The 21150-nt window shown below is 65.1% G+C and carries 18 protein-coding genes, 1 tRNA gene and 2 pseudogenes; 13 read left to right on the top strand and 8 right to left on the bottom strand.

Features of this window, described 5'->3' with window-relative positions; genetic code table 11:
- Positions 1 to 101 precede the first annotated feature (101 nt).
- A complete protein-coding gene (locus tag APS40_RS13665; protein WP_055047578.1) occupies positions 102 to 512 on the bottom strand; it encodes a DUF1810 domain-containing protein in 411 nt (136 codons plus the stop codon).
- A gap of 138 nt (positions 513 to 650) precedes the next feature.
- On the opposite strand from APS40_RS13665, the gene APS40_RS13670 reads away from it, so the two are divergent.
- Both APS40_RS13670 and APS40_RS13675 read left to right on the top strand, forming a co-directional pair.
- Entirely contained in the window at positions 651 to 1520 is an 870-nt protein-coding gene (locus APS40_RS13670) for an alpha/beta fold hydrolase (RefSeq protein WP_055047579.1), read from the top strand.
- 290 nt (positions 1521 to 1810) lie between these two features.
- On the top strand, positions 1811 to 2182 hold the full coding sequence (locus tag APS40_RS13675) for a GFA family protein (protein WP_055047580.1): 372 nt from the start codon (positions 1811 to 1813) through the stop codon (positions 2180 to 2182).
- A 103-nt stretch (positions 2183 to 2285) separates the two neighbouring features.
- Here the strand turns inward: APS40_RS13675 and APS40_RS13680 are convergent, their stop codons facing one another.
- Both APS40_RS13680 and APS40_RS13685 read right to left on the bottom strand, forming a co-directional pair.
- Positions 2286 to 2867: an outer membrane protein gene (locus APS40_RS13680; protein WP_055047581.1), complete on the bottom strand. Its 582-nt coding sequence runs from the start codon at positions 2865 to 2867 to the stop codon at positions 2286 to 2288.
- Positions 2868 to 3386: 519 nt separating this feature from the next.
- The gene (locus tag APS40_RS13685; RefSeq protein ID WP_055047582.1) at positions 3387 to 3647 is read right to left on the bottom strand and encodes a DUF2171 domain-containing protein; all 261 of its coding nucleotides are present in this window, start codon (positions 3645 to 3647) and stop codon (positions 3387 to 3389) included.
- Positions 3648 to 3804: 157 nt separating this feature from the next.
- Between APS40_RS13685 and APS40_RS13690 the strand changes: the two genes are divergently transcribed.
- Genes APS40_RS13690 through APS40_RS13695 form a run of 3 tightly spaced genes read left to right on the top strand, consistent with a single transcriptional unit; the run spans position 3805 to position 6107 of the window.
- A complete protein-coding gene (locus APS40_RS13690) occupies positions 3805 to 5088 on the top strand; it encodes an AAA family ATPase (protein ID WP_082434395.1) in 1284 nt (427 codons plus the stop codon).
- A gap of 1 nt (position 5089) precedes the next feature.
- Positions 5090 to 5752 carry a DUF4276 family protein gene (locus APS40_RS24485; protein WP_082434396.1) on the top strand — a complete coding sequence of 221 codons (663 nt, stop codon included), beginning with the start codon at positions 5090 to 5092 and terminating at the stop codon, positions 5750 to 5752.
- A 34-nt stretch (positions 5753 to 5786) separates the two neighbouring features.
- Entirely contained in the window at positions 5787 to 6107 is a 321-nt protein-coding gene (locus APS40_RS13695) for a TfoX/Sxy family protein (protein ID WP_055047583.1), read from the top strand.
- 373 nt (positions 6108 to 6480) lie between these two features.
- Here APS40_RS13695 and polA read toward each other — a convergent pair whose 3' ends face one another.
- Positions 6481 to 9396: a DNA polymerase I gene (gene polA / locus APS40_RS13700; RefSeq protein WP_055047584.1), complete on the bottom strand. Its 2916-nt coding sequence runs from the start codon at positions 9394 to 9396 to the stop codon at positions 6481 to 6483.
- Between the two features lie 163 nt (positions 9397 to 9559).
- Between polA and APS40_RS13705 the strand changes: the two genes are divergently transcribed.
- From APS40_RS13705 to APS40_RS25620, 4 genes and pseudogenes are all read left to right on the top strand, one after another.
- Complete coding sequence (locus APS40_RS13705) at positions 9560 to 10534, top strand: NAD(P)-dependent alcohol dehydrogenase (RefSeq protein ID WP_055047585.1); 975 nt, start codon at positions 9560 to 9562, stop codon at positions 10532 to 10534.
- Between the two features lie 190 nt (positions 10535 to 10724).
- Positions 10725 to 11579 (top strand): SH3 domain-containing protein, encoded by an 855-nt coding sequence (locus APS40_RS13710; RefSeq protein ID WP_055047586.1) that lies wholly within the window; start codon positions 10725 to 10727, stop codon positions 11577 to 11579.
- Between the two features lie 460 nt (positions 11580 to 12039).
- A pseudogene (locus APS40_RS25615) lies at positions 12040 to 12720 on the top strand (GTP-binding protein); the annotation flags it as partial.
- Positions 12721 to 13018: 298 nt separating this feature from the next.
- The gene (locus tag APS40_RS25620) at positions 13019 to 13987 is read left to right on the top strand and encodes a hypothetical protein (protein ID WP_442855804.1); all 969 of its coding nucleotides are present in this window, start codon (positions 13019 to 13021) and stop codon (positions 13985 to 13987) included.
- Positions 13988 to 14074: 87 nt separating this feature from the next.
- Here the strand turns inward: APS40_RS25620 and aqpZ are convergent, their stop codons facing one another.
- Positions 14075 to 14791, bottom strand: coding sequence for an aquaporin Z (aqpZ, locus tag APS40_RS13720; RefSeq protein ID WP_055047587.1), 717 nt, complete (start codon positions 14789 to 14791; stop codon positions 14075 to 14077).
- 488 nt (positions 14792 to 15279) lie between these two features.
- Here aqpZ and APS40_RS13725 point away from each other — a divergent pair, with 488 nt between their 5' ends.
- On the top strand, positions 15280 to 15936 hold the full coding sequence (locus APS40_RS13725) for a response regulator transcription factor (RefSeq protein ID WP_055047588.1): 657 nt from the start codon (positions 15280 to 15282) through the stop codon (positions 15934 to 15936).
- A gap of 272 nt (positions 15937 to 16208) precedes the next feature.
- On the opposite strand, the gene APS40_RS13730 is transcribed toward APS40_RS13725, so the two are convergent.
- The 3 genes and pseudogenes from APS40_RS13730 to APS40_RS13740 form a co-directional block, all read right to left on the bottom strand.
- Entirely contained in the window at positions 16209 to 17321 is a 1113-nt protein-coding gene (locus APS40_RS13730; protein WP_055047589.1) for a hypothetical protein, read from the bottom strand.
- Between the two features lie 105 nt (positions 17322 to 17426).
- Positions 17427 to 17888: pseudogene (locus APS40_RS24490) on the bottom strand (transglycosylase SLT domain-containing protein); the annotation flags it as partial.
- Between the two features lie 260 nt (positions 17889 to 18148).
- Positions 18149 to 19246: a Gfo/Idh/MocA family protein gene (locus APS40_RS13740; protein ID WP_055047590.1), complete on the bottom strand. Its 1098-nt coding sequence runs from the start codon at positions 19244 to 19246 to the stop codon at positions 18149 to 18151.
- Between the two features lie 150 nt (positions 19247 to 19396).
- On the opposite strand from APS40_RS13740, the gene APS40_RS13745 reads away from it, so the two are divergent.
- The 3 genes from APS40_RS13745 (at position 19397) to APS40_RS13755 (ending at position 20902) form a co-directional block, all read left to right on the top strand.
- Positions 19397 to 20077, top strand: a complete 681-nt coding sequence (locus APS40_RS13745) for a pseudouridine synthase (RefSeq protein ID WP_055047591.1) — start codon at positions 19397 to 19399, stop codon at positions 20075 to 20077.
- 118 nt (positions 20078 to 20195) lie between these two features.
- Positions 20196 to 20747 carry a hypothetical protein gene (locus tag APS40_RS13750; RefSeq protein WP_055047592.1) on the top strand — a complete coding sequence of 184 codons (552 nt, stop codon included), beginning with the start codon at positions 20196 to 20198 and terminating at the stop codon, positions 20745 to 20747.
- Between the two features lie 78 nt (positions 20748 to 20825).
- Positions 20826 to 20902: transfer RNA gene (locus APS40_RS13755), tRNA-Arg, on the top strand.
- The last annotated feature ends 248 nt before the right edge of the window (positions 20903 to 21150 follow it).

Raw genomic sequence — 21150 nt, forward strand, 5'->3', positions numbered from 1 at the left:
TCCCAGCGAAAGCTGGGACCCATCTATCGGCTGGCGCGGGAGGTGAGTTGGGTCCCAGCTTTCGCTGGGATGACATCGAGTTTGGGTCGTGTCGCAGTGGCTCACTGGCCAATGATGCCCACCGTCACCGCATCCTCCACCCCACCATAGTACCGCTCCAGCACCCGCCGGAACGGCGCTGCGTCCTCCGCCGCATGCGCGAACAGCGTCATCGACGAGCGGAGCTTCATGTCATCGGGCGAGCCGAAGATCTCGTGCGCTGTCTTGCCGGTCATCGCCGCGACGCTCTCGGTGCACTCACGGAGCCGCGCCCCCAGCACCGGATGCATGAGATACGCCCGGGCCTCCTCGATATCGGCGATGCCGTACCGCAAGGCCGTGGCGCTGCGGCCGAGGGCCGTGAGCTGCGGGAAGATGAACCACATCCAGTGCGTCTGTTTCCGCCCGGCGCGGAGCTCGGCCAGCACCTGGGCATAGACTGCGTCCTGTGCGGCAACGAAATGCTCGAACATGGCCAAACCTAACCCTGTGGAGGAGAACGCTCAAATCGCGCCGAAGTTTTTTCGTCGCCCCTGTCGATTCCCGTTTCCACCGCTCGTCGTGAAGTCAGAAGGCGCGAGGGACGCGCCGACGACAACAGGAGAGACATCATGAAGACCGCCCTTCTTGCCGCCGCCCTTGCCCTCGGCTTTGCCGGCGCCGCCCAGGCCGAAACCGCCAGGATCAACGGCCTCGACATGTACTACGAGGTGCATGGCGAGGGCGAGCCGATCGTGCTGCTGCACGGCGCTTATATGTCGATCGAGAGCAACTGGGCCGGACTGATCCCCACCCTCGCCAAGGAGCACAAGGTGATCGCCGTCGAGCTGCAGAGCCACGGCCACACCAGCGATCGCGATACCCCGATCACCTATGAGGGGATGTCGAACGACGTGGCGGCGCTGCTCGACGAACTGAAGATCGACAAGGCCGCTCTGTTCGGCTTCTCGATGGGCGGCGGCGTCGCCATCCGCTTCGCCATCGATCATCCCGAAAAGGTCACCCGCATCGTCGCCGCCTCGGCCGGCTACAAATATGACGAGGAGACCATGGGGCCCGACTTCATGAAGATGATCGACACCATCACCCCCGAGATGTTCGCCGGCACCCCGTTCGAAACCGAATACAAGCGTCTCAACCCGCATCCCGAGCACTTCCCGGTGCTGGTCGAAAAGCTGAAGCAGCTCGATCTCACGCCCTTCGACTGGTCGGCCGAGTTCGCCAAGATCAGCGTGCCCTCGCTCTATATCTACGGTGATGCCGATATCGTCGGGCTCGACTATATCGCCAAGCACCACCAGGCGGCCGGCGGCATCGTCAACGGCGACATGCTCGGCCTGCCCAAGACCCAGCTGCTGGTCCTCCCCGGCACCAGCCACATCAACGTCTTCTTCAACCCGGCCAATGTCGAGATCATGAAGGCAGTGGTCCCGGCCTTCCTGAAGCAGGAACTCCCGGCCAAGCCGAGCTTCCCGGGCTGAGCGCTATTCGACACGAACACGGGGGCCGGCGGGAAATCGCCGGCCCCTTGCCTTTGTGGTGCCCCACCCACCGGTTGTCATCCCAGCGAAAGCTGGGACCCATCCATCCACCTGCGCGGGCTGTGAGTTGGATCCCAGCTTTCGCTGGGATGACACCGAGTTTGGGGTGCTGTCCGGTAGCAAGTTCGCCAATCTGCCCGGCTGACATCGTGGCGCGTTGCACACTCCTGACAGCCCTTGTCAGCAGCCCCGCGGCAAACCTTGTCGTGACCAGACAAGGAGACCCCGAGATGACCACCATCGCCACCTGTTACTGCGGCGGCACCCGCATCGAGCTGCCCGAGGCGCCGACCGAGGCGACCCAATGCACCTGCACCTGGTGCACGAAATCCGGCGGCCTCTGGGCCTACTACGATGTCGATCGCCCGCGCATCGTCTCCGACACGTTCGGCGCCGTGTACTCGCCGGTGAGCCCGCTGCACGAGCACCACTTCTGCACCCGCTGCGGCTGCACCACCTACGGCGTCAGCCCGGATTATTCGCTTGAGGACACGACCGTGCCGGAGCGGAAGAAGTTCGCCATCAACGTCAAGATTCTCGACGACTACGACCTGATGCAGTCGCTGCCGGTGAACGTCATCGACGGGCGCAACCTCTGGTAGCCCGAAACGACAGCGGGCGGCTGAAGCCGCCCGCGACATCGGATTGTCGACGGGGTCAGCAAATGCTGCCCCGGTGCGGATCGGCGAGAGCCGACCGCGGGGATCAGAAGCCCCAGTTGAGACCAACCGTAACCTGGTGAGCGGTGAGGCCCAACGAGCTGGGTGGGGCGGCACCGAGGGTGTAGTCGGCATCGCCGTAATCACTGTAGCGGTAGGCCAGGTCGACCGACAGGTTCTCAGTGGCGGTGAACTCGACGCCAGCACCAACCGTCCAGCCCACATGCGTGGCATCGTCAGCAAAACCTGGGCCAAGCAGTGGCGTGAACTCGATGCTGCTGTGCGCCACGGCCAGGCCTGCCGTCAGGTAGGGCAGGAAGGTGCCGCCGTCGAAACCGATGCGGCCGCTCAGCGAACCCATCCAGTCGATCGTCGCGGTGGCGCTGCCCAGCCCCAGCTGGGTCACCGTATCGGTGACGTCGGCCCAGGCGATGTCGCCAGCCACACCCAGCACGATGCCGTTGTCGAGCGTGAAGTTGACGCCGCCATTGACACCAAGCAGCCAGCCCGCCGGTTCGGGGAACCAGTCCGGAACCGCATCCCCATCGACGTTGTACGCGCCCCACGCATAGCCAACCGAACACGCCGATAAAGGCGCCGTCCCAGTTGCCGCTGGCCTCGACCACACCGGCCTCGACCGGGGTATCGATGATGAGATCGGCCGCCGAAGCCGAGGAGACGGCCAGCGCCGAAGCGCCCGCCGCGAGCAGAAGCAAAGTCTTCATTGGAGCCCACCGCAAAAGAATAATCAGTATGCCATGGCAATGGCACAGTTGCGGAGCGAACGGAAGCGCAGCAAGCGCAACGTCGCCGTTTCGACGGGCTTGATGACGTGGGTGTCACGACGTGTGGGGCGGGGGCCTGTCCGCTCCCCTGGCACCGGCGGAGCAAAGTGCGTCCCCTCGCCCCTCTGGGGAGAGGGCCAGGGTGAGGGGCAGCCAAGCGTTCGAATGCCGAAGTCGTCTCCCTCCCCCTCGCGGGAAGGGATCAAGGGTGGCGGGTGAAGCGCGCTCAATCTGGGCAGTTCCGGCCAGGGCACTAGACGACAAATCGAACTCGCCGCGCCCCCCACCCAAGCTCCACCAGGTCGCTTTGCTCCCGGCTGCGCTACCCTCCCCGCGAGGGGGAGGGTGACCGGCGCGCCGCCTCAATGACGGGTCTTGCCGTCCTGCTCTTCCTCGAACAGTTCGGCATTGGCCGCGTCGGCCGACAGCCTCACCTTGTCGCCCTCGACGGCGGCAACGAGGATTCCCGGCACATAATGGTGATGCCCCTCATGGCTGCCACCCGGCGCCTCAGCCCTGGTGAGCTTGATCCGCCCACCCTCGACCCGATCCACAATCCCCACATGCACCCCATCGGCGCCGATGACTTCCATGTGCTCGCGGATACCCGAAAGGTTCGACATGACACTGCTCCTTGGTTGTTGGAGCAGGAGGAACGCATTAGGGGCGGGGATGGATGCGGAATGAGAGATGCCGATGTCCCTTGAACGTGATCGATCTACATGCAGGATGTCGCACTCTGGGGCGACCGCCGAGCCTGTACCCTAATGAGGATGTGACGTGGCACGCATCGAAGGATTTAGAGTGCGTAACTACCGCGCACTAAGAGACGTAACGTTGGGCCGCCTATGGAACCGGCGCGAGCAAGATCCGCTGAGCCCACTCACCGCCGTGATCGGGAAGAATGGGGTTGGCAAGAGTACCTTGTTTGATTCTTTTGGATTTTTGTCCGACTGCTTAAGACTCGGGGTGGAGGAAGCTTGCGATGCCCGGGGGCGCGGCGGCTTCGAACGTATTCGATCGCAAGGTGTTAAGGATCCGATAGAATTCAATATCTACTACAAAGAGGATGTCCAGTCGCGTCCAATTACGTACGAAGTAAAAATAGACGTTGATCGCACCGGACGGCCGTACGTTGCCAGAGAGCGCCTCAGGCAGCGCAGAAAGGGACAATCGTCGGGCTGGCCTTTCTCATTCTTAATCTTGAACGAGGGGCAGGGAGTCGTTTGGAAAGGGGAGGAGGTAGGTGTCCAAGAATCCGAAAGAGAACTGACTCTTGATGACCTGATACTCAGCATTGATGGCGACACTGCCACAGAAGAGCGGGCTGAGACTGAAGTAGTTAGGCTCGACGATATACGAAGACTCGGAATTTCAACCCTCGGGTCGCTGATGCAGCACCCGAGAATCTCCGCGTTTCGAAGATTCATTGAGGGGTGGCATCTAAGCTATTTCGCGCCTGACGCTGCTCGCGGCTTGCCGATGGCTGGGCCCCAGCGCCATTTGAATGTGCATGGGGATAATCTGGGAAACGTAGTCCAGTTTATGGAGCGCGAGCACCCGAAATTGTTCAGAGAAATTTTGTCCAGAATATCTTCTAAGATACCTGGGGTGCGAAAGATAGACACCCACAAGACTGAAGATGGAAGATTGTTGCTTAGATTCAATGATAGAGGATTCAGAGATCCATTCTTCGCTCAGCAAATGTCTGATGGAACGCTCAAGGTATTTGCCTATTTGTTGCTGCTAGAGGATCCGGACCCTCCGCCGTTCCTGTGCATCGAAGAGCCTGAGAACGGGTTGTACCATAAGTTACTGCAAACTCTGGCTGAAGAGTTCAGACAGCATACAGTTGGTCGCCGAAGCTCGTCGCAGGTATTTGTGACAACGCACCAACCATATTTTGTCGATGCGCTGAACCCGGAAGAGGTGTGGGTAATGGAGAAGGGGACTGACGGGTTCTCAACCATCTCGCGAGCGAGCGACAACGATGTAGTCCGAGAGATGGTGTCGGAAGGCCTGCCCTTGGGGAGTCTGTGGTACAGCGATTATCTGGACGCATAGTATGATCCACTTGGAAGTTCTTGTCGAAGATGCATCGGGTGCGACGGCGCTCCAAGCGCTTCTGCCGAAGGTAACTCGGCCCGACTGGACGTTCACGATCCACTCCTTTCGAGGAATTGGCCGACTGCCGGCGGGTCTCAAACCCGCAAGCGATGCGGCTAAAAGAATCCTGTTGGACCAACTTCCTCGGCTACTGAGGGGATATGGGCGAGCGTTTGCAGGCGACCCGCCAGAGTATACTCGTGTCGTTGTGTTGGTTTGCGACCTTGATGACCGACCGAAGGCTTCGTTCGAAGCGGAAATCAGAGGGTTAGTTGATTCGTGCAATCCCAAGCCGCACGCGCTTATTTGCCTTGCGATTGAAGAAGGGGAGGCATGGCTATTGTCCGACGAGGATGCTGTTATAGAAGCATATTCCAAGGCAGATCGACAAGAATTGGGCACGTATGTTCCAGATTCAATCTGTGGAACTTGGGAGAAATTGGCTGACGTCGTGTATCCGGGGGGCTCAAGGGCATTAAGAAAGCTGGGATACCAAGCTGTTGGTGCCGTTAAGCACGAGTGGGCGGAAAATATTGCGCCAAGAGTGGTTCCGGCGCGGAACAAGTCGCCGAGCTTTCAGGCCTTGATAGCAGCGTTGAGCGGCTTGGAAGCGGATGCATAAGCTACTACTAGCCCCCTGCCCCTCAGCACGCCTCATGTCCACCCAACCCTCCACCATCGACTACCTCCTCGAGCAGCTCGCCTCAGCCGGCTCCGTCTCCGCCCGAAAGATGTTCGGTGAGTACGGCCTCTACTGCGACGGCAAGATCGTTGCGCTGGTCTGTGACGACCAGTTCTTCTTGAAGCCGACGGCGGAGGGGCGGGCGTTTCTCGGCGAGGCGGTGGATGAGCAGCCGGCTTACAGCGGCGCCAGGCCGAGTTTTCGGATCGACGGGGAGCGCTGGGACGATGCGGAGTGGATGGGCGAACTGGTGCGGATGACTGCGGCGGCGTTGCCGATGCCCAAGCCCAAGTGAAGAAGAAGGGCTGACGGTGCAGCGATTGCCTTCTCCCCTTGTGGTCAGCGGGCGAGGGCGTTCGCCCTCGCCGCGAGGTGCCCGAAGGGCGGATGAGGGGTATCTCTCCGCGTTCTCAGTCGCTCCTCGCTCCGCTCGGAGCGCGCTACACGTCGTTGCGCGGACCCCTCATCCGGCGCTGCGCGCCACCTTCTCCCTCAAGGGGAGAAGGGAAGCCGGTGCGCGTTGCTGCTATGCGATTGAGCCCCTAGGCTCGGGCGCGCATCACTAGGTACCGAGCTCGCCTCGCCCCCCACCCTAGCTGCGCCAGGTCGCGTTGCTCCCGGGCTGCGCTACCCTCCCCGCGAGGGGGAGGGTGTGCCGACTGACAGTCCTAGTGCGCCCCGTCCCAATCCTTGGCCGCGTGCGCGTCCACCTTGATCGGTACGGTCAGCCGCACTGCCGGCTCCGACGCATTCTCCATCGTCTTGACGATCACCGGGATCACGCCGTCTTCCTTGCCTTCGTCCACCTCGAAGATCAGTTCGTCGTGCACCTGCAGCAGCATTTGCGCGTCCGAGCCCGCCGCCTTCAGCGCCGGTTCCATGCGGATCATGGCGCGGCGGATGATGTCGGCGGCAGAACCCTGGATCGGGGCGTTGATGCTGGCGCGTTCGACGAAGCTGCGCTCGGCCGGGTGCGAGCTGTTGGCGTTGGGGAAGTTCACCTTGCGGCCGAAGATGGTCTCGACATAGCCGTCGGCCTTCACCTTGCGGCGCTGCTCGGCCATGTAGTCCTGGATGCCCGGGAAGCGGGCGAAATAGGTCTTGATGTATTCGCCGGCTTCCGAGCGCTCGATGCCCAGCTGGTTGGCGAGGCCGAAGGCCGAGATGCCGTAGATGATGCCGAAATTGATCGCCTTGGCGCGGCGCCGCACTTCCGAGGGCATGCCCTCGACCGGCACGCCGAACATTTCCGACGCCGTCATGGCGTGAATGTCGAGCCCTTCCTCGAACGCATCCTTCAGCGCCTGGATGTCGGCGATATGGGCGAGGATGCGCAGCTCGATCTGCGAATAGTCGGCGCTGATCAAAGTCTTCCCCGCCGGCGCGACGAAGGCGGTGCGGATCTTCCGGCCGTCTTCGGTGCGCACCGGAATGTTTTGCAGGTTCGGGTCGTTCGAGCTCAGCCGCCCGGTCAGCACCGAGTGCTGCGAATAGGTGGTGTGGACCCGGCCGGTCCTGGGGTTGATGTAGCTGGGCAGCGCATCGGTATAGGTGCCCATCAGCTTGGTCAGCTGGCGCCAGTCGACGATGGTGCGGGCGAGCGGGATGCCCTGCGTCGCGAGATCCTCGAGCACGTCGGCGCCGGTCGACCAGGCGCCGGTCTTGGTCTTGGTGCCACCGGGGAGGCCCATGCGGTCGAACAGGATCTCGCCCAGTTGCTTCGGCGAGCCGAGATTGAAGTTGGAACCGGCGAGCTCGTAAGCCTCGGCTTCGAGGGCCGCGGCCCGTTGCGCGAAATCCCCCGAGAGCCGGCTCAGGATCTGCCGGTCGACGGTGATGCCGCGGCCTTCCATGCGCGCCAGCACCGGCGCGAGCGGGCGCTCGATGGTCTCGTAGAGCGTGGTCATGTTCTCGGCCACCAGCCGCGGCTTCAGCACCTTCCACAGCCGGAAGGTGAGGTCGGCATCCTCGGCGGCATACTTTGCTGCGTCGGCGATCGAGACCTGCGCGAAGGTTTTCTGCGTCTTGCCGGTGCCGAGCAGCTCCTTGATCGACATGCCGGCGAGGCCGAGCCAGTGATCGGAAAGCTCGCCCATGGTGTTGAACTGCGGGCCATCGAGCGAATAGCTGAGCAGCAGGTTGTCGTCGAAGGAGCGCACCTCGATGCCGTAGCGGGCGAGAATGCCGAGGTCGTATTTAACGTTGTGGAAGATCTTGAGGATCGAGCGATCGGCGAACAGCGGCTTCAATTGGTCGAGCGCGGCGCGAAGGTCCATCTGTCCTTCCGCCATGCCGCCGCCCAACAGGTCGCCATGTCCCTCGGTATGGCCGAGCGGCAGGTAGGCGCCATTGCCCGGTCCGGTCGAGAACGAGATGCCGACGAGGTCGGCGGTCTGGTTGTCGAGCCCGGTGGTCTCGGTGTCGGTCGCCACCACGCCCTCGGCATAGGCAGCATCGATCCAGCGCTGCAGGTGCGCGGCGTCGCGGATGATCTCGTATTTCGAATGATCGAGCGGGATCGCCTTGATCTTTTCGTGCTCGAGCTTGGCATGCAGCACCGGGGCGGAATCGGCCCGGCCCTCGGCCGATTGCCGCGCCGCGCGCGCTTCGGCCCGGGCATTGTTGTCGAAGCCGATCGGCTCGGCGGGTTTCGCCGCCAGCTCCGGGTCGGCCGGCCAGGCCTCAGGGTCGGCATCGAGCAGGGTGCCGAGCCGCTTCGAGATGGCGAAGAACTCCATCGCCTTGAGGAACGGGAACAGCTTGGCCGGTTCGACCGGCTGGCGCACCAGGTCCTCGAGCGGCAGCTCCACCGGCGTCTCGCGGTTGAGCGTCACCAGGCGCTTTGAAATGCGGGCGAGCTCGGCATTGGCTTCGAGCGCCTCGCGACGCTTGGGCTGCTTGATCTCGGCGGTGCGGCTGAGCAGCGTTTCGATATCGCCAAACGTGTTGATCAGCTCGGCCGCGGTTTTGACCCCGATGCCGGGAACGCCCGGCACGTTGTCGACCGCGTCACCGCAGAGCGCCTGCACCTCGATGACCTTGTCGGGCCCGACGCCGAACTTGGCGAACACCTCGTCCGAGCCGATCCAGCGCAAGGGCGGCTGGCCGGGACGCGGAATGGTGTCGAGCAGCCGCACCGAGCCATCCGGCTCCACCAGCTGCATCAGGTCCTTGTCGGACGAAACGATCGTCACCTTGCCGCCGGCGTCCCTTGCGAGCGCCGTATAGGTGGCGATGATGTCGTCGGCCTCGTAGCCTTCCATCTCGATCGAGGGCAGGCCATAGGCGCGGGTCGCGGCGCGGGTCAGCGGAAACTGCGGCACCAGCTCTTCCGGCGCCGGCGGCCGGTGCTGCTTGTATTCGGCATAGATCTCGTCGCGAAAGGTCTTCGACGAATAGTCGAACACCACGGCCATGTGGGTCGGCGCGTCCTCGCCCTGCAGGTCCTCCCCGAGCTTCCAGATCATGTTGCAGAACCCGATCACGCTGCCGACCGGCAGCTTGTCGCTCTTGCGGGTAAGCTGCGGCAGGGCATGAAAAGCCCGGAAGATGAAGCCTGAGCCGTCGACGAGAACGAGATGCATGAAACGATTCCGGATGGTCGGGGCCGGACCTTAACCGAGAAGCTGCCGGGGATGAACCCTGACGAACGCTGACACGCGGCTGCCTCCGTGCCGTAGCGCCGATTGTAATCGTGCCGACGCGCACCATGTGTATTGCCGGGGATAGGCTTGAGGGGAAACCGCGATGCGGGCAGCTGTGTACAGGTCGTTTGGTGGGCCGGAAGTGGTGCAGGTCGAGGAACTGCCCAAGCCGGTGCCGGGGGCCGGGGAGGTGCTGGTTCGGGTGCACGCCTCGACCGTCAGCGTCGGCGACTATCGGATGCGCACCCGCGACCTGCCCAGGGGCCTCGAATTCTTCGGGCCGCTGACCATCGGCATCTTCGCGCCGCGCAAGAAGATCCTCGGCATGGATTTTGCCGGAGTGATCGAGGCGGTGGGCGAGGGCGTGACGCGCTTCAAACCCGGCGACGCGGTGGTGGGGCTCACGGGCATGAAGTTCGGCGGCCATGCCGAATACATCACGCTGAAGGAAACTGAAGCGATGGTGCTCAAGCCCGAGGGCTGGAGTTTCGAAGATGCCGTGGCGCTGGTGTTCGGCGGCCACACCGTTGCCGAGTGCATTCGTAACTGCCCGATCAAGTCGGGCGACGAGGTGCTGGTGAACGGCGCGTCCGGCGCCGTCGGCAGCTCGGCCGTACAGGTCGCGAGGCACTTCGGCGCCGTGGTGACGGCGGTGACCAGCGCCGGCAATGCCGAGCTGGTGCGCGCTCTCGGGGCCGACCACGTGATCGACTACAAGACCGAGGACTTCGCCGCCAATGGCAAACAGTACGACGTGATCTTCGAATGCGTCGGCAACGCGCCGTTCGAGCGGGTGGAAGGCTCGCTGAAACCCGGCGGCACGCTGCTGCTGGTGATTGCCGATCTCAAGGGTATGCTCGGCGCGCGCGGCAACAGCCGGCGCAGCGGCAAGCGGGTGATCCCGATCAACTTCAAGCCCAGGCCCGAGGATGTGGCGTTCGAGATCGAGCTAGCGAAACAGGGGGCGCTCCGCCCCGTGATCGACCGCAGCTACCCGCTCGACCAGGTGGTCGAGGCGCATCGCCGCGTCGATACCGGACGCAAGCGCGGCAGTGTCGTGTTGCAGCTCGCGGGGTAGGCGCGCCGGGCAGAAATCCTGACTCTGCCCAGGCTTTGCCCGATTTGCGTCGCTTTCGGGACAGACTTTCCCCAAGCTTGTTAATCATTGTCGGGCCATGAACGGGGCATTCGACGACCTCTCACGCCACTCGATGCGTCGGCGAAGGGCATCAACTCGGCAACTCCTGATCCGTGTCGGCGCGCCGCTCATGGCGGTGGTCGGCGTCGGCGCGATCGGCGCGGTGCTCATCGGCGTGCAGTGCGGTGGGGTGGGCCAGTGCTTTGCCGGCAAGCCGCCCAGCGCTGCCAGCGTCGCGCCTGCCACGCCATTGCCTGCACCGGCGGAAGCGTCGCTGGCTCCGGAAGCGTCGCTGGCTCCGGTTGCGGCAGCGGCGCCGGCTCCCACGGCGTCGGCGGTGGCGATGAGCAAGGCGCCCGCGGCGCCTGAAGTTCCTGAGGGTGTAAAGCGGGCGCAGCGCGTCGACCAGATGATCGGCAACACCTTCATGGCGCTCGCCTCCGACGACGAGGGCTGGCTGCGAGGCGCGGCGGCCAATGCCGCCAACGACCCCGAAACCTATGCCGAGGGGGACGGTGCCGGTCCGCCGACGGCGCGGGACGAAACCGCGGTCGAAGCGGCCGATGCGATTGCCGGCGACGCGGCCGGGCCGCTCGGACGGCCCAGCCCGCTCGATGTCACGGCCTTCGCCGAAACACCGTCCGAGACTGCCGCCAATGTGAAGGCGGAGGCCGAAAAGAAGCTGGCCGAGGTGGCCAGGTCGCAGCCCGAGCCGATTGCCGAGCCCGAGCCCGCTGCGGCAAAGCCTGCGGCCGAGCCCGACCCCAAGCCGGAGCCCAAGGAGCCGGCGGCCGCCTCCGGCGACAGCCGCACCGTCGCCGGATCCGGCGTCAATGTCCGTTCCGGCCCGGGCAAGTCGAATGGCCGGGTGTTCGGTCTCGCCGGCGGCGAGAAGGTCACGGTGACCGAGAACCGCCGCGGCTGGCTGAAGATCACCGACGACCAGGGCCGCACCGGCTGGGTCTACAAGGATTACCTGAACTGACAGCAGGCAGTGCGGCCTGTCTTGCTCACCAGATGAGTTGCCGTGCCGGCCATGCCCCGACCCCCTCTCGCCCTGAGGGCAGGGCTATCGCATATGGAGAGTCACCGGCCCCTCCGTGGTCCTCCACCGCGAAGCGGGGGAGGGGGACCAGCGAAGCTGGTGGAGGGGGCGGCCCCAAAAACCGGCGCATCCTGCCGCCCCCTCCACCGCCTTCGGCGGTCCCCCTCCCCCGTTTCACGGTGGAGGAGCACCGAGAGTGCAGTGCGCAGGGCCATATGCGATTGCCCTGCCCCTGATTGGGGGCGAAAGGTGGAGGCCGCCGCTGTCAGTCGGGCGCTTGCCCGCCTCCCCACCCCGTGCTCTAACACCGGCCTTCACAGCCCTCCCAAGGAGATCGCAATGCCCCGAGTCATGTTCATCGAGAAAGGAGCCCTTCCCCAACTTGAGAACGTGACGCGCAATGCGAACACTGAACCTTGGGATTCTGGCGCATGTCGACGCCGGTAAGACATCTCTGAGCGAACGGCTGCTTTATGCAGCCGGTGTCATCGACCGCCCCGGAAGCGTCGATGGCGGCAATACCCAGACCGACACAATGGCGCTGGAGCGTCAGCGCGGCATCACCATCAAGGCCGCCGTGGTGTCGTTCGTCGCCCATGATACCACGATCAACCTGATCGATACGCCCGGCCACCCGGATTTCATCGCCGAGGTGGAGCGCGTGCTGAACGTGCTGGATGGCGCCGTGCTGGTGGTTTCCGCCGTCGAGGGCGTGCAGGGACAGACCCGCGTGCTGATGCGGGCGCTCAAGCGTCTGGGCATCCCCACGCTTATCTTTATCAACAAGCTCGACCGGCCCGGCGCCGATCCGGACCGGGTGCTGGCGACGATCGCCCGGCGTCTGACCCGCGATATCGTACCGATGGGCGCGGGCCAAGGGATGGGCACCGCCGCCGCGGCCTTCGTCCCCTTCGGTTCCGACGACGCGGGATCAGGCGAGCTCCTCGCCGAACGGCTTGCCGAGCACGACGTGGCGGTGCTTGCCGCCTTCGTCGCCAACCATCGGCTGGCCGGCGACCAGTTGCGGGCAGCGCTGGCCCGCCTGAGCCGGGCCGGCCTGGTGCATCCGGTGTTCATGGGGTCGGCAATATCGGGGGCAGGAGTAGAGACGCTGCTCAAGGGCATTGCCGAGCTGTTGCCCGCCACTGCGGGCGACAGCGAAGCAGCGGCTTCTGCCATAGTGTTCAAGGTGGAAAGGGGGCCGGGGGGCGAAAAGCTCGCCTATGTCAGGGTGTTCTCCGGCGCGATCGGCAACCGCGAGCGGCTGCAGGTGCATGGCGAGGACGCCAGGGTCACCGGCGTCGAAGTGTTCGAGCGCGGCGCCGTGGTACGGCGCGACCGGGTGGTTGCCGGCGATCGCCAGGCTGCGAGGGCTCGATGTGCGGATCGGCGACACGATCGGCGCGCCGCCGCGAGCGGCCGCGCGGCACTTCGCCCCGCCCACGCTCGAGACGCTGGTGCAGCCGGTGCAGCCGGCCGATCGCCGCGCCCTGTGGACGGCGCTCGGGCAACTGAGCGAACAGGACCCGCTGATCAACCTGCGCAAGGACGATATCCGGCAGGAAATCTTCGTCTCGCTCTACGGCGAGGTGCAGAAGGAGGTGATCGAGGCGACGCTGCGTGCCGATTACGGCCTCGAGGTCTCGTTCCGGGAAACCACGGTGATCTGCGTCGAGCGTCCGCTCGGCGCCGGCGCGGCGGTGGAGCTGATCTTCAGGCCGCCCAACCCGTTCCTCGCCACGGTCGGTATCCGGGTCGAGCCCGGCCCGCTCGGCTCGGGCATCGATATCCGGCTCGAGGCGATGTTCGGCGCCATGCCGGTGGCATTCCATGAGGCCATACAAGCTGCGATCCTGGAGACGCTTCAGCAGGGCCTCATGGGTTGGCAGGTGACGGATGTGCGGGTCGGCATCACCGATGCGGCGCAGAAGGCGCCGATGAGTGCGGCCGGCGATTTCCGCAACCTCACCCCGCTGGTGCTGATGGAGGCGTTGCGAGAGGCGGGCACCGCAGTGTGCGAGCCGATCCACCACTTCCACATGGAAGTGCCGTCCGATGCGCTGGCAGCGGCGCTCTCGGTCCTGGCGCGTCTCGGGGGCCAGCCCGGCCAGCCTGTACCGGAGGGGGCGAGCTACGTGGTCGAGGGCGAGATCGCCGCGGCGCGCGTCCACCAGCTGCAGCAGTTGCTACCCGGATTGACGCATGGCGAAGGTGCGCTCGAAACCAGCTTTGCCGGCTATCGCGCCGTGGCCGGGATACCGCCGGCGCGCCGCCGCTCCGACAACAATCCGCTGAACCGCAAGGAGTACCTGCTGCGCGTGCTGCGGCGCGTTCCCGGGGAAACATGATCCGCGGCGTCCACCCGGATCGCGGCAATGCGCCGCCAAAAGCAAAGGGCCGGTTTCCCGGCCCTTTGTCGTCTGCACGAGTGTCGCTTATTCGACCTGGCCGATATTGGCGGGGCTCTCGCCCGGCGACAGCACATATTTCCAGATCGCCGCCCCGATCGCCGCGCCGATCAGCGGCGCCACGATGAACAGCCAGACCTGACCCAGCGCCCCGTTCTGCGCGAAGATCGCTGCGGCGATCGAGCGGGCCGGGTTGACCGAAGTGTTCGACACCGGGATCGAGATCAGGTGGATCAGCGTCAGGCTGAGCCCGATGGCGATCGGAGCGAAGCCGGCCGGCGCCGCCTTGCTGGTCGAGCCCAGGATGACGATCAGGAAGAAGGCGGTCAGCACCACTTCGGCCACCAGCACTGCGGTGAGGCCATACCCACCCGGCGACAGCGCATCATAGCCGTTCGAGGCAAAGCCCCCCGGCGTGTAGCCGGCAACGCCCGAGGCGATGATGAACAGCACCGCCGCGCCGGCGATGCCGCCGATCAGCTGCGCCACCCAGTAGGGCACCAGGTCCTTGTAGGCAAAGCGGCCGGCGATCGCGAGGCCGAGCGACACGGCCGGGTTGAAGTGGCCGCCCGAGATGCCGCCCACCGCGTAGGCCATGGTCAGCACGGTGAGGCCGAAGGCCAGCGCCACGCCCATGAAACCGATGCCGACATCCGGCACGCCAGCAGCAAGAATGGCGCTGCCGCAACCGCCGAATACCAACCAGAAGGTGCCGAATGCTTCGGCCGACAATTTTCTGAACATGACGCTAGCCCTTAGTAGAGAGTTCCCACCTCGCTACTGTTAGGCGCACGCGCCGCAGCCGTGAATCGCCGGCGTCAAGTTTTGCACCGCTGTTGTGCTGCTGCCGGAATGCCGCGGCCTGCCAGTAGCTTCGGCCCATCGCTGATCTGTCAAGACACCGAAATCATCGCGGCCGCAAACGTTTGCTTGGGCTTTTTAGCAGCGCTGCAAATGCGGACGCCGGCCATCAGATTTTCGGTGTCCGGGTCATTGGGTTTTCCAATTTTTATTCAAATAGTACATCTATGATCATCGTTATCACCGTAGCAAGCCGTGTTCATACACTACCATCGTAGGTAACGACGCGGTGACTATGCATTGTCAGGCGTCTGTCATTCGTGTTCTAATACTTATGTGGACGCGATTCGAAGGTACGGGGATGAGCCCCGTTACCTACTGGTGTCGGCACCTACCGGCAACAGCTTTGGCCTGCAACCCCAGGTGGCAAAGTGGATAGACTTGCGGACTCGATACCATACCGGCCCTATCTCAACCGAGATCGGCTGATTTATCTGACCCATCCGGATCTGAAGGTCGCCAAAGCACTGTGCGACGAGTTCATCGCGCAAGGCTTCCAGGTCTCGATGGTCCCCGACGTGGTCGGGCTGACCCGCCTGATGGCGCTGCGCCGGCCGGACCTGGTGCTGATGCCGCTGTGCAGCGAAGAGCGCGACATGAGCGAAGCGCTCGAAGCGCTCACCGCCATCCGCGGCCAGCACCTGGGCATTCATACCTTCCTCTTGGCGCCGCCCGATATCCGTGCCGAGATGGTGGTGGCCGCCATGAAGCACGGCGCCAGCTCGGTGTTCTCGCCGCCCTATGCGCCGGTCGAACTGGCGGTGGCGGCGCAGGAGATCTTCCGCGGCGACATCCATGTCGAGCATTCCAAGGACGGCCCGTCGACCGTCAGCGTGAAGGGTTTCGGCACGCTCACCTACCGCGAGCGGCAGATCCTGCAATATGTCGTCGATGGCCGTACCAACAAGGAGATCGCCGTCGATCTCGGCCTCTCCTACCGCACGGTCGAGGTGCATCGCCGCCATATCATGGAAAAGATCGGCGCTCGCAATACGGCTGAACTGGTTCGGCTGGCCATCGAAAGCTGAGCGAAGCGGCGCGGCCTCGCTCCATCAAGGGTGGGCGCCCAATGAGAAATCCTCTCCGCAGAATGCGGGGAGCGCCTGCAGCGCCACCCCCGCGCTGCTCCGGCCCCACCGGGTCATTCCTGCCTCGAGGCAGCACGTCTCGTTCGCGATGGCTCCCGAACGCGCGTGGTGTCTTTGCGGGAATGACGCCGGTGGTCCCGCTTTCCGCCGGGAGCGCGCCGGCGGTCGTGGCGGCACGGGCATTTGTCGCCACTATGCGCCGCAGCCCGAGGTTAGCTGCTCAGGCGCCCGCTCACGTCGTCGGGCGCTTCCACCACGCGCTGCCACTTCACCGACTGGATCTCCCAGGCCGGATCGATGGCCTTGAGGTCCTGCAGCAGGCCAGGCAGGTGCCCCGCGCCATAGGTAATGTAGATCAGCGGGCGCGTATCCGTGCTGATGCGGTCGGCCAACGCCTTGTTGCGGTAGTCGAGGATCACCGGATCGAGCGGTGACGGCGCATCCGGCCGGCCCAGCGTCCAGGTCAGGAAACCCCGGCAGGCATAGCCGGCGAGCCGCTTCTGTTCGGCCGTCCCGCCATCGAGCAGGCCGATGAGGCCGGACAGGCCTTCCGATGAACTTGCCGTCGCTGCCGCATCCGCCTTGGCCGGTTGCACCCGCGCCGCGAAGCCGGGGTCGGCAGCGACCAGCCGCTGATACTCGTGCATCATGTCCGCCGTGCTGACATCGGCTGCGACATGCCGCTCGGGATGCGCGGTCATGTCGGCGCGCAGCAACTGGAAATAGTCGAGCTGGAACTTCAGCCCGCAGACGTCGGACAGCATTTTGTAGTTGGCCGACAGGTCGCCGCCCCCGGCCAGCGTGTCGTTGAACCACGTGTCGCCTTCGGGCGAGTTCTGCACGCCCTCGTAGTAGATCACATAGCCTTCGCTCAGCGCCTTCTCGAGGTCGTAGACCACGCCCTTGTAGAACGGCTCCGAACCGACATGCATCATGCCTTGGAACACCACGGTCTGCTTGCCGTTCGACAGCGTTGCCTGCGGCACGGTGAGCGGTTTGAGCTCAGTGAGCACCGCCGCATAGTAGATCGGCAGCGCCACGACGATGCCGAAGATGAACAGCGTCGCCAGCGCCGCCTTGAGATAACTCACGACGAAGGGTTGCTGGCGCTGCCCGCGGAACGCCAGCCGCACCAGCCACGCGAGAACCAGCCCGACCAGCAGCGCCACCGCCAGCAAGCCGGCGACCACCAGCCAGCTGACATCCAGCAGCACCGGCAGCCCGAGCAGGAAGCCTGCAAGCAGCAGGAACCACCACACCGCCGAGATGCGCAGTTTCCATCGCGCGCCGAACGCCACAGGTGTCGAAGTCGCCGTCCCAGCCATGATCGCCCCTCGTTGCTGCCGCACCGACTATGCCAGTTCGGCGCCGGGCCGCCAGCCCCCGGGGGGAGGTGGCTCTACAGGCGGGATCACGGGAGCAATGGCGCCTCAGCGCAGGCCGGCTTCCTCGAGCAGGCCGAGCCGCTTGGCGTCGTAGTAATAGCCGCGGGCGTAAAACCGCACCGCGCCGTCGGAATTGTAACCGGCGGTGACATATGCGCCGCGCAGGTATTTTACCGCATACTTGAGGTTGGTTTCGGCATCGAGCAGGCCGGAGGCGCTGCCGCTATAGCCCATCGACCGCGCCGTATCGTGCCGGATCTGCATCAGCCCGTAATAGGGGCCGTTGCGCGCCGCCGGGTTGAAGCCGCTCTCGCGCTGCACCACTCGCCGCACCAGCGATTCCGGCACCTCGTAGATGCCGGCATATTTGGCGATCAGCCCGTCGACTCCGGCCGAGGAGGTGCGGGCCGGCGCTTCGACGAAGGCCATCGGCACGAACGCCTCGTCGCTGCTTTCCGGTCGGGTCTTCGGCACCGGCGTCATCGCCGCTACACTCGCCGGCGACGCCGGCTTGAAGCCGGGCAGCCCCGCCATCGAACAGCCGGCCACCAGCCCGGCGAGGACCGGGACGGCAAGCGCGAGGCGCACGGTGCGCGTGAAGACAGCAGCCCTTAACATATGGCTCTCTTAACAGAAGCTTCTGCGCTGGGGAACCCGGGGCGAATTCGTCCGATATCAACACTGGTCCGGCCCGCCGGGCGCGTGCCGATCCGCCATGTTGTCGAGGGGGAGGGGCAGCCTCGGGCCGGCCTGCTGCCCCCCGGGCATCACCCGATCACCGACTCCTGCAGCGGCGCCGGCCGTTCTACCGGCGTGGTGATCTCCACCGCCCGCCGCTCCCGGCTCGCCGTCTCGAACGCTTCCATCACCTCCAGCACATGCAGCGCCAGCTCGCCCGAGGCTCGGTGCGGCCGGCCCTCGAGAATGGCGTGCGCCATGTCGGCGACCCCGAGCGAGCGGTAATTCGCATCGGCATAGGGCAAGGTGTAGGGCGACACGCTCCACTCCTTGTCGCCCGCCGCGCGGGTCTTCACCTCGCCGCCGAACATGTTGGGGTCGGGCACCAGCACGCTCTGTCTGGTTCCGTAGAGCTCGAACGGCAGGTGCGCATGGCCGGGCACGTCGAAGCTCAGCGTCACCTGGATGATGGCACCCGAGTGGAACTGCAGCAGCCCCGCGACGTGCGTCGAGACCTTCACCGGCATCAACTGGCCCTTCTTGGGCTCCGACAGGATCGGCCGCTCCTGGTGCGGCGTGGCGCTCATCGCCTGCACGCTTTTCACCGGGCCGAGCAGGTTGACCAGGTCGGTGATGTAGTATGGCCCCATATCGAGTACCGGGCCGCCGCCGACATCGTAGTAGAACGCCGGATCGGGATGCCAGCGCTCATGCCCCGGGCAGGCGAAGAACGCCGTGCCGCCGACGATGTCGCCGGCCGCGCCGCTGTCGAGCAGCGCCCTGGCTGCCTGATGTGCGCCGCCGAGGAAGGTATCGGGCGCCGAGCCCACCCTGAGCCCGGCCTTTGCTGCCGCTGCCGCGAGGCTCTTGCCTTCGGCATAGCTGATGCCGAGCGGCTTCTCGCTATAGACGTGCTTGCCGGCCGCGATGGCGCGCAGCCCCACCTCCACATGCGCCCTGGGAATGGTGAGGTTGACGATGATCTCGACCCGGGGATCGGCGAGCAGTGCGTCCACCGACACTGCCGTCAGTCCGAACTCGGCGGCCTTCCTTTCGGCGACCTCCGTCTTCATGTCGGCGATGGCGATCACCTCCAATACCGGGAAATCCCGCATCGCCTTGAGGTACTGGCTCGAGATATTGCCGCACCCAATGATCCCAACGCCAACCCGACGCTTGCCGTCCATAGTCCTGTATCTCCGTCCCTGTCGGTCCCCGGCGAAGCCCCGGTCGGGCACGCCGCACCAATCTTGGCGCCACCATCGCCGCAATCGCCGCCGATTTCCAGTGGCCTGAGGTACGTAACGCAGCATTTCTCTGCGCCGCCCGATCCTGCTATGAGCGGCGCGATGCTCAATCCCGTTCCGACCAGTTTCGACTATCGCCCGCCGACCGAGCCCTGGCTCACCGTGGTGCATGCCGACGACGATATCGTCGTGCTCGACAAGCCTTCCGGCCTGCTCTCGGTGGCCGGCAAGGACCCGGCCCTCGCCGATTGCCTCGAGGCGCGGGTCAAGCAGCGCTGGCCGACGGCCGCCATGGCGCATCGGCTCGACAAGGATACCTCCGGCGTCCTGGTGATGTGCCTCAACAAGAAGGCGCTCGGCCATGTCGGCCAGGAATTCGAGCAGCGCCGCGCCAAAAAGTCATACGTGGCAAGGGTCTGGGGCGACATCGCGACCGAGGCCGGTCGTGTCGACCTGCCGCTCGCGACCGATTGGGAGAACAAGCCGCGCCAGCGCGTCGACCACGAACGCGGCCGCCCCAGCGTCACCGACTGGCAGGTCGAAGCGCGCGAGGGCGGCATCACCCGGGTCCGGCTCTACCCGCTCACCGGCCGCACCCACCAGCTGCGCGTCCATATGCTGGCGCTGGGCCACCCGATCCTCGGCGACCCATTCTATGCGACGGGCGAAGCCTTCGCCGCCGCCGACCGGCTGCAGCTCCATGCCGAGGAGTTGGGCTTCAATCATCCGGCTGGACACTGGGTGAATTTCCGCGTTCCGGCGCCGTTCTGAGCCGCACCGGCAGCCCCGCCGTCACGAAATCGTCATTGGAGTGCCGGATTGAGGCCCGAAACGGGCCATTTCGGCCTTCTAGCGTCGCCGCCGTCTCAACCCGAGCTCGGAGAGAACGATGAGCGAGATCCAGGATCGGCAGGATGCCGCTTCCGCTATCGACCCGATCGTCGCCGCCCATGGCGACGGCGCCACCAGCGACAGCCAGGTCATGGCGGCGGTAGAGGGCTTTGACGAGGCGGCAGAACCGGCCGATGCGGAGGCCCGCCCGCCTGAAACGCAGGAGCCGCCCGCAGCAGAAGCCGAGGCGCTGCAGCCCGATGGCCGCGCCGACGGGGCGAGCGACGCAGTCGCCGCTTCGGACATTGCCGATGCCATCGAAGCCGAATTGCTGAGCGAGGCGCCGCAATCCGAGGACGCCAGCGCGTTCGAGCACATGCCGGCTGCCTATGCCGACACCATCGTCGAGCTCGATCCCGTCGTCGCCGACGACGACGCGCCGCTGCTCGACGGCGATCTCGAAGATGGCATCGCCTCGGTGTTCGCGGCGCTCCATGCCGCCCGCGAGGATGCGGCGGCGCCCGAACCGAGCGGCGACCTCGAAACGGCCGAGGTGGTGACCTTCCGCCTGTTGGGCGAACTCGATCGCCTCTGGCACCGCGCCGCCTGAGCTTTCCCCACCGGTCGGCTCATGCCGAGCCGACCGTCTTGCGCTCGTCGCACCAATCGCCTATTGCCTAGTCCCGCTGCACCCGTAGCTCAGCTGGATAGAGCGCTGCCCTCCGAAGGCAGAGGTCGTGAGTTCGAATCTCGCCGGGTGCGCCAAATACCGCCGATTGCCCAGCGCCCTTGCGTCCTGCTCGAACCGCACGAAGTTCGGGGCGGGTTTCGGACCGTCGAACATGCGCTGGTCAAGAGGATCGTCGTCAGTTGTTTGGCCAGATCACTCCGCCATCGGGTGCCGAAGCAGCCGCTCCACCCGATCGCGCCAGCAGGGGCTCCGGTCGGCGTCTTCTCCACCGCGACAGACAGGTGATCATCGCCGAGTTCATGTTCAACGACCGGTCGGCGGA

Source organism: Devosia sp. A16 (assembly GCF_001402915.1).
Classification (GTDB): domain Bacteria; phylum Pseudomonadota; class Alphaproteobacteria; order Rhizobiales; family Devosiaceae; genus Devosia_A.

Coding starts and splice junctions, on each gene's coding strand:
- APS40_RS13710 (WP_055047586.1), top strand. CDS start 10,725: ATGGCGGTGGTCGGCGTCGGCGCGATCGGCGCGGTGCTCATCGGCGTG.
- polA (WP_055047584.1), bottom strand. CDS start 9,396: ATGCATCTCGTTCTCGTCGACGGCTCAGGCTTCATCTTCCGGGCTTTT.
- APS40_RS13745 (WP_055047591.1), top strand. CDS start 19,397: ATGAGCGGCGCGATGCTCAATCCCGTTCCGACCAGTTTCGACTATCGC.
- APS40_RS13685 (WP_055047582.1), bottom strand. CDS start 3,647: ATGTCGAACCTTTCGGGTATCCGCGAGCACATGGAAGTCATCGGCGCC.
- APS40_RS13695 (WP_055047583.1), top strand. CDS start 5,787: ATGTCCACCCAACCCTCCACCATCGACTACCTCCTCGAGCAGCTCGCC.
- APS40_RS13670 (WP_055047579.1), top strand. CDS start 651: ATGAAGACCGCCCTTCTTGCCGCCGCCCTTGCCCTCGGCTTTGCCGGC.
- APS40_RS13740 (WP_055047590.1), bottom strand. CDS start 19,246: ATGGACGGCAAGCGTCGGGTTGGCGTTGGGATCATTGGGTGCGGCAAT.
- APS40_RS13665 (WP_055047578.1), bottom strand. CDS start 512: ATGTTCGAGCATTTCGTTGCCGCACAGGACGCAGTCTATGCCCAGGTG.
- APS40_RS24485 (WP_082434396.1), top strand. CDS start 5,090: ATGATCCACTTGGAAGTTCTTGTCGAAGATGCATCGGGTGCGACGGCG.
- APS40_RS13730 (WP_055047589.1), bottom strand. CDS start 17,321: ATGGCTGGGACGGCGACTTCGACACCTGTGGCGTTCGGCGCGCGATGG.
- APS40_RS13750 (WP_055047592.1), top strand. CDS start 20,196: ATGAGCGAGATCCAGGATCGGCAGGATGCCGCTTCCGCTATCGACCCG.
- APS40_RS13675 (WP_055047580.1), top strand. CDS start 1,811: ATGACCACCATCGCCACCTGTTACTGCGGCGGCACCCGCATCGAGCTG.
- APS40_RS13705 (WP_055047585.1), top strand. CDS start 9,560: ATGCGGGCAGCTGTGTACAGGTCGTTTGGTGGGCCGGAAGTGGTGCAG.
- aqpZ (WP_055047587.1), bottom strand. CDS start 14,791: ATGTTCAGAAAATTGTCGGCCGAAGCATTCGGCACCTTCTGGTTGGTA.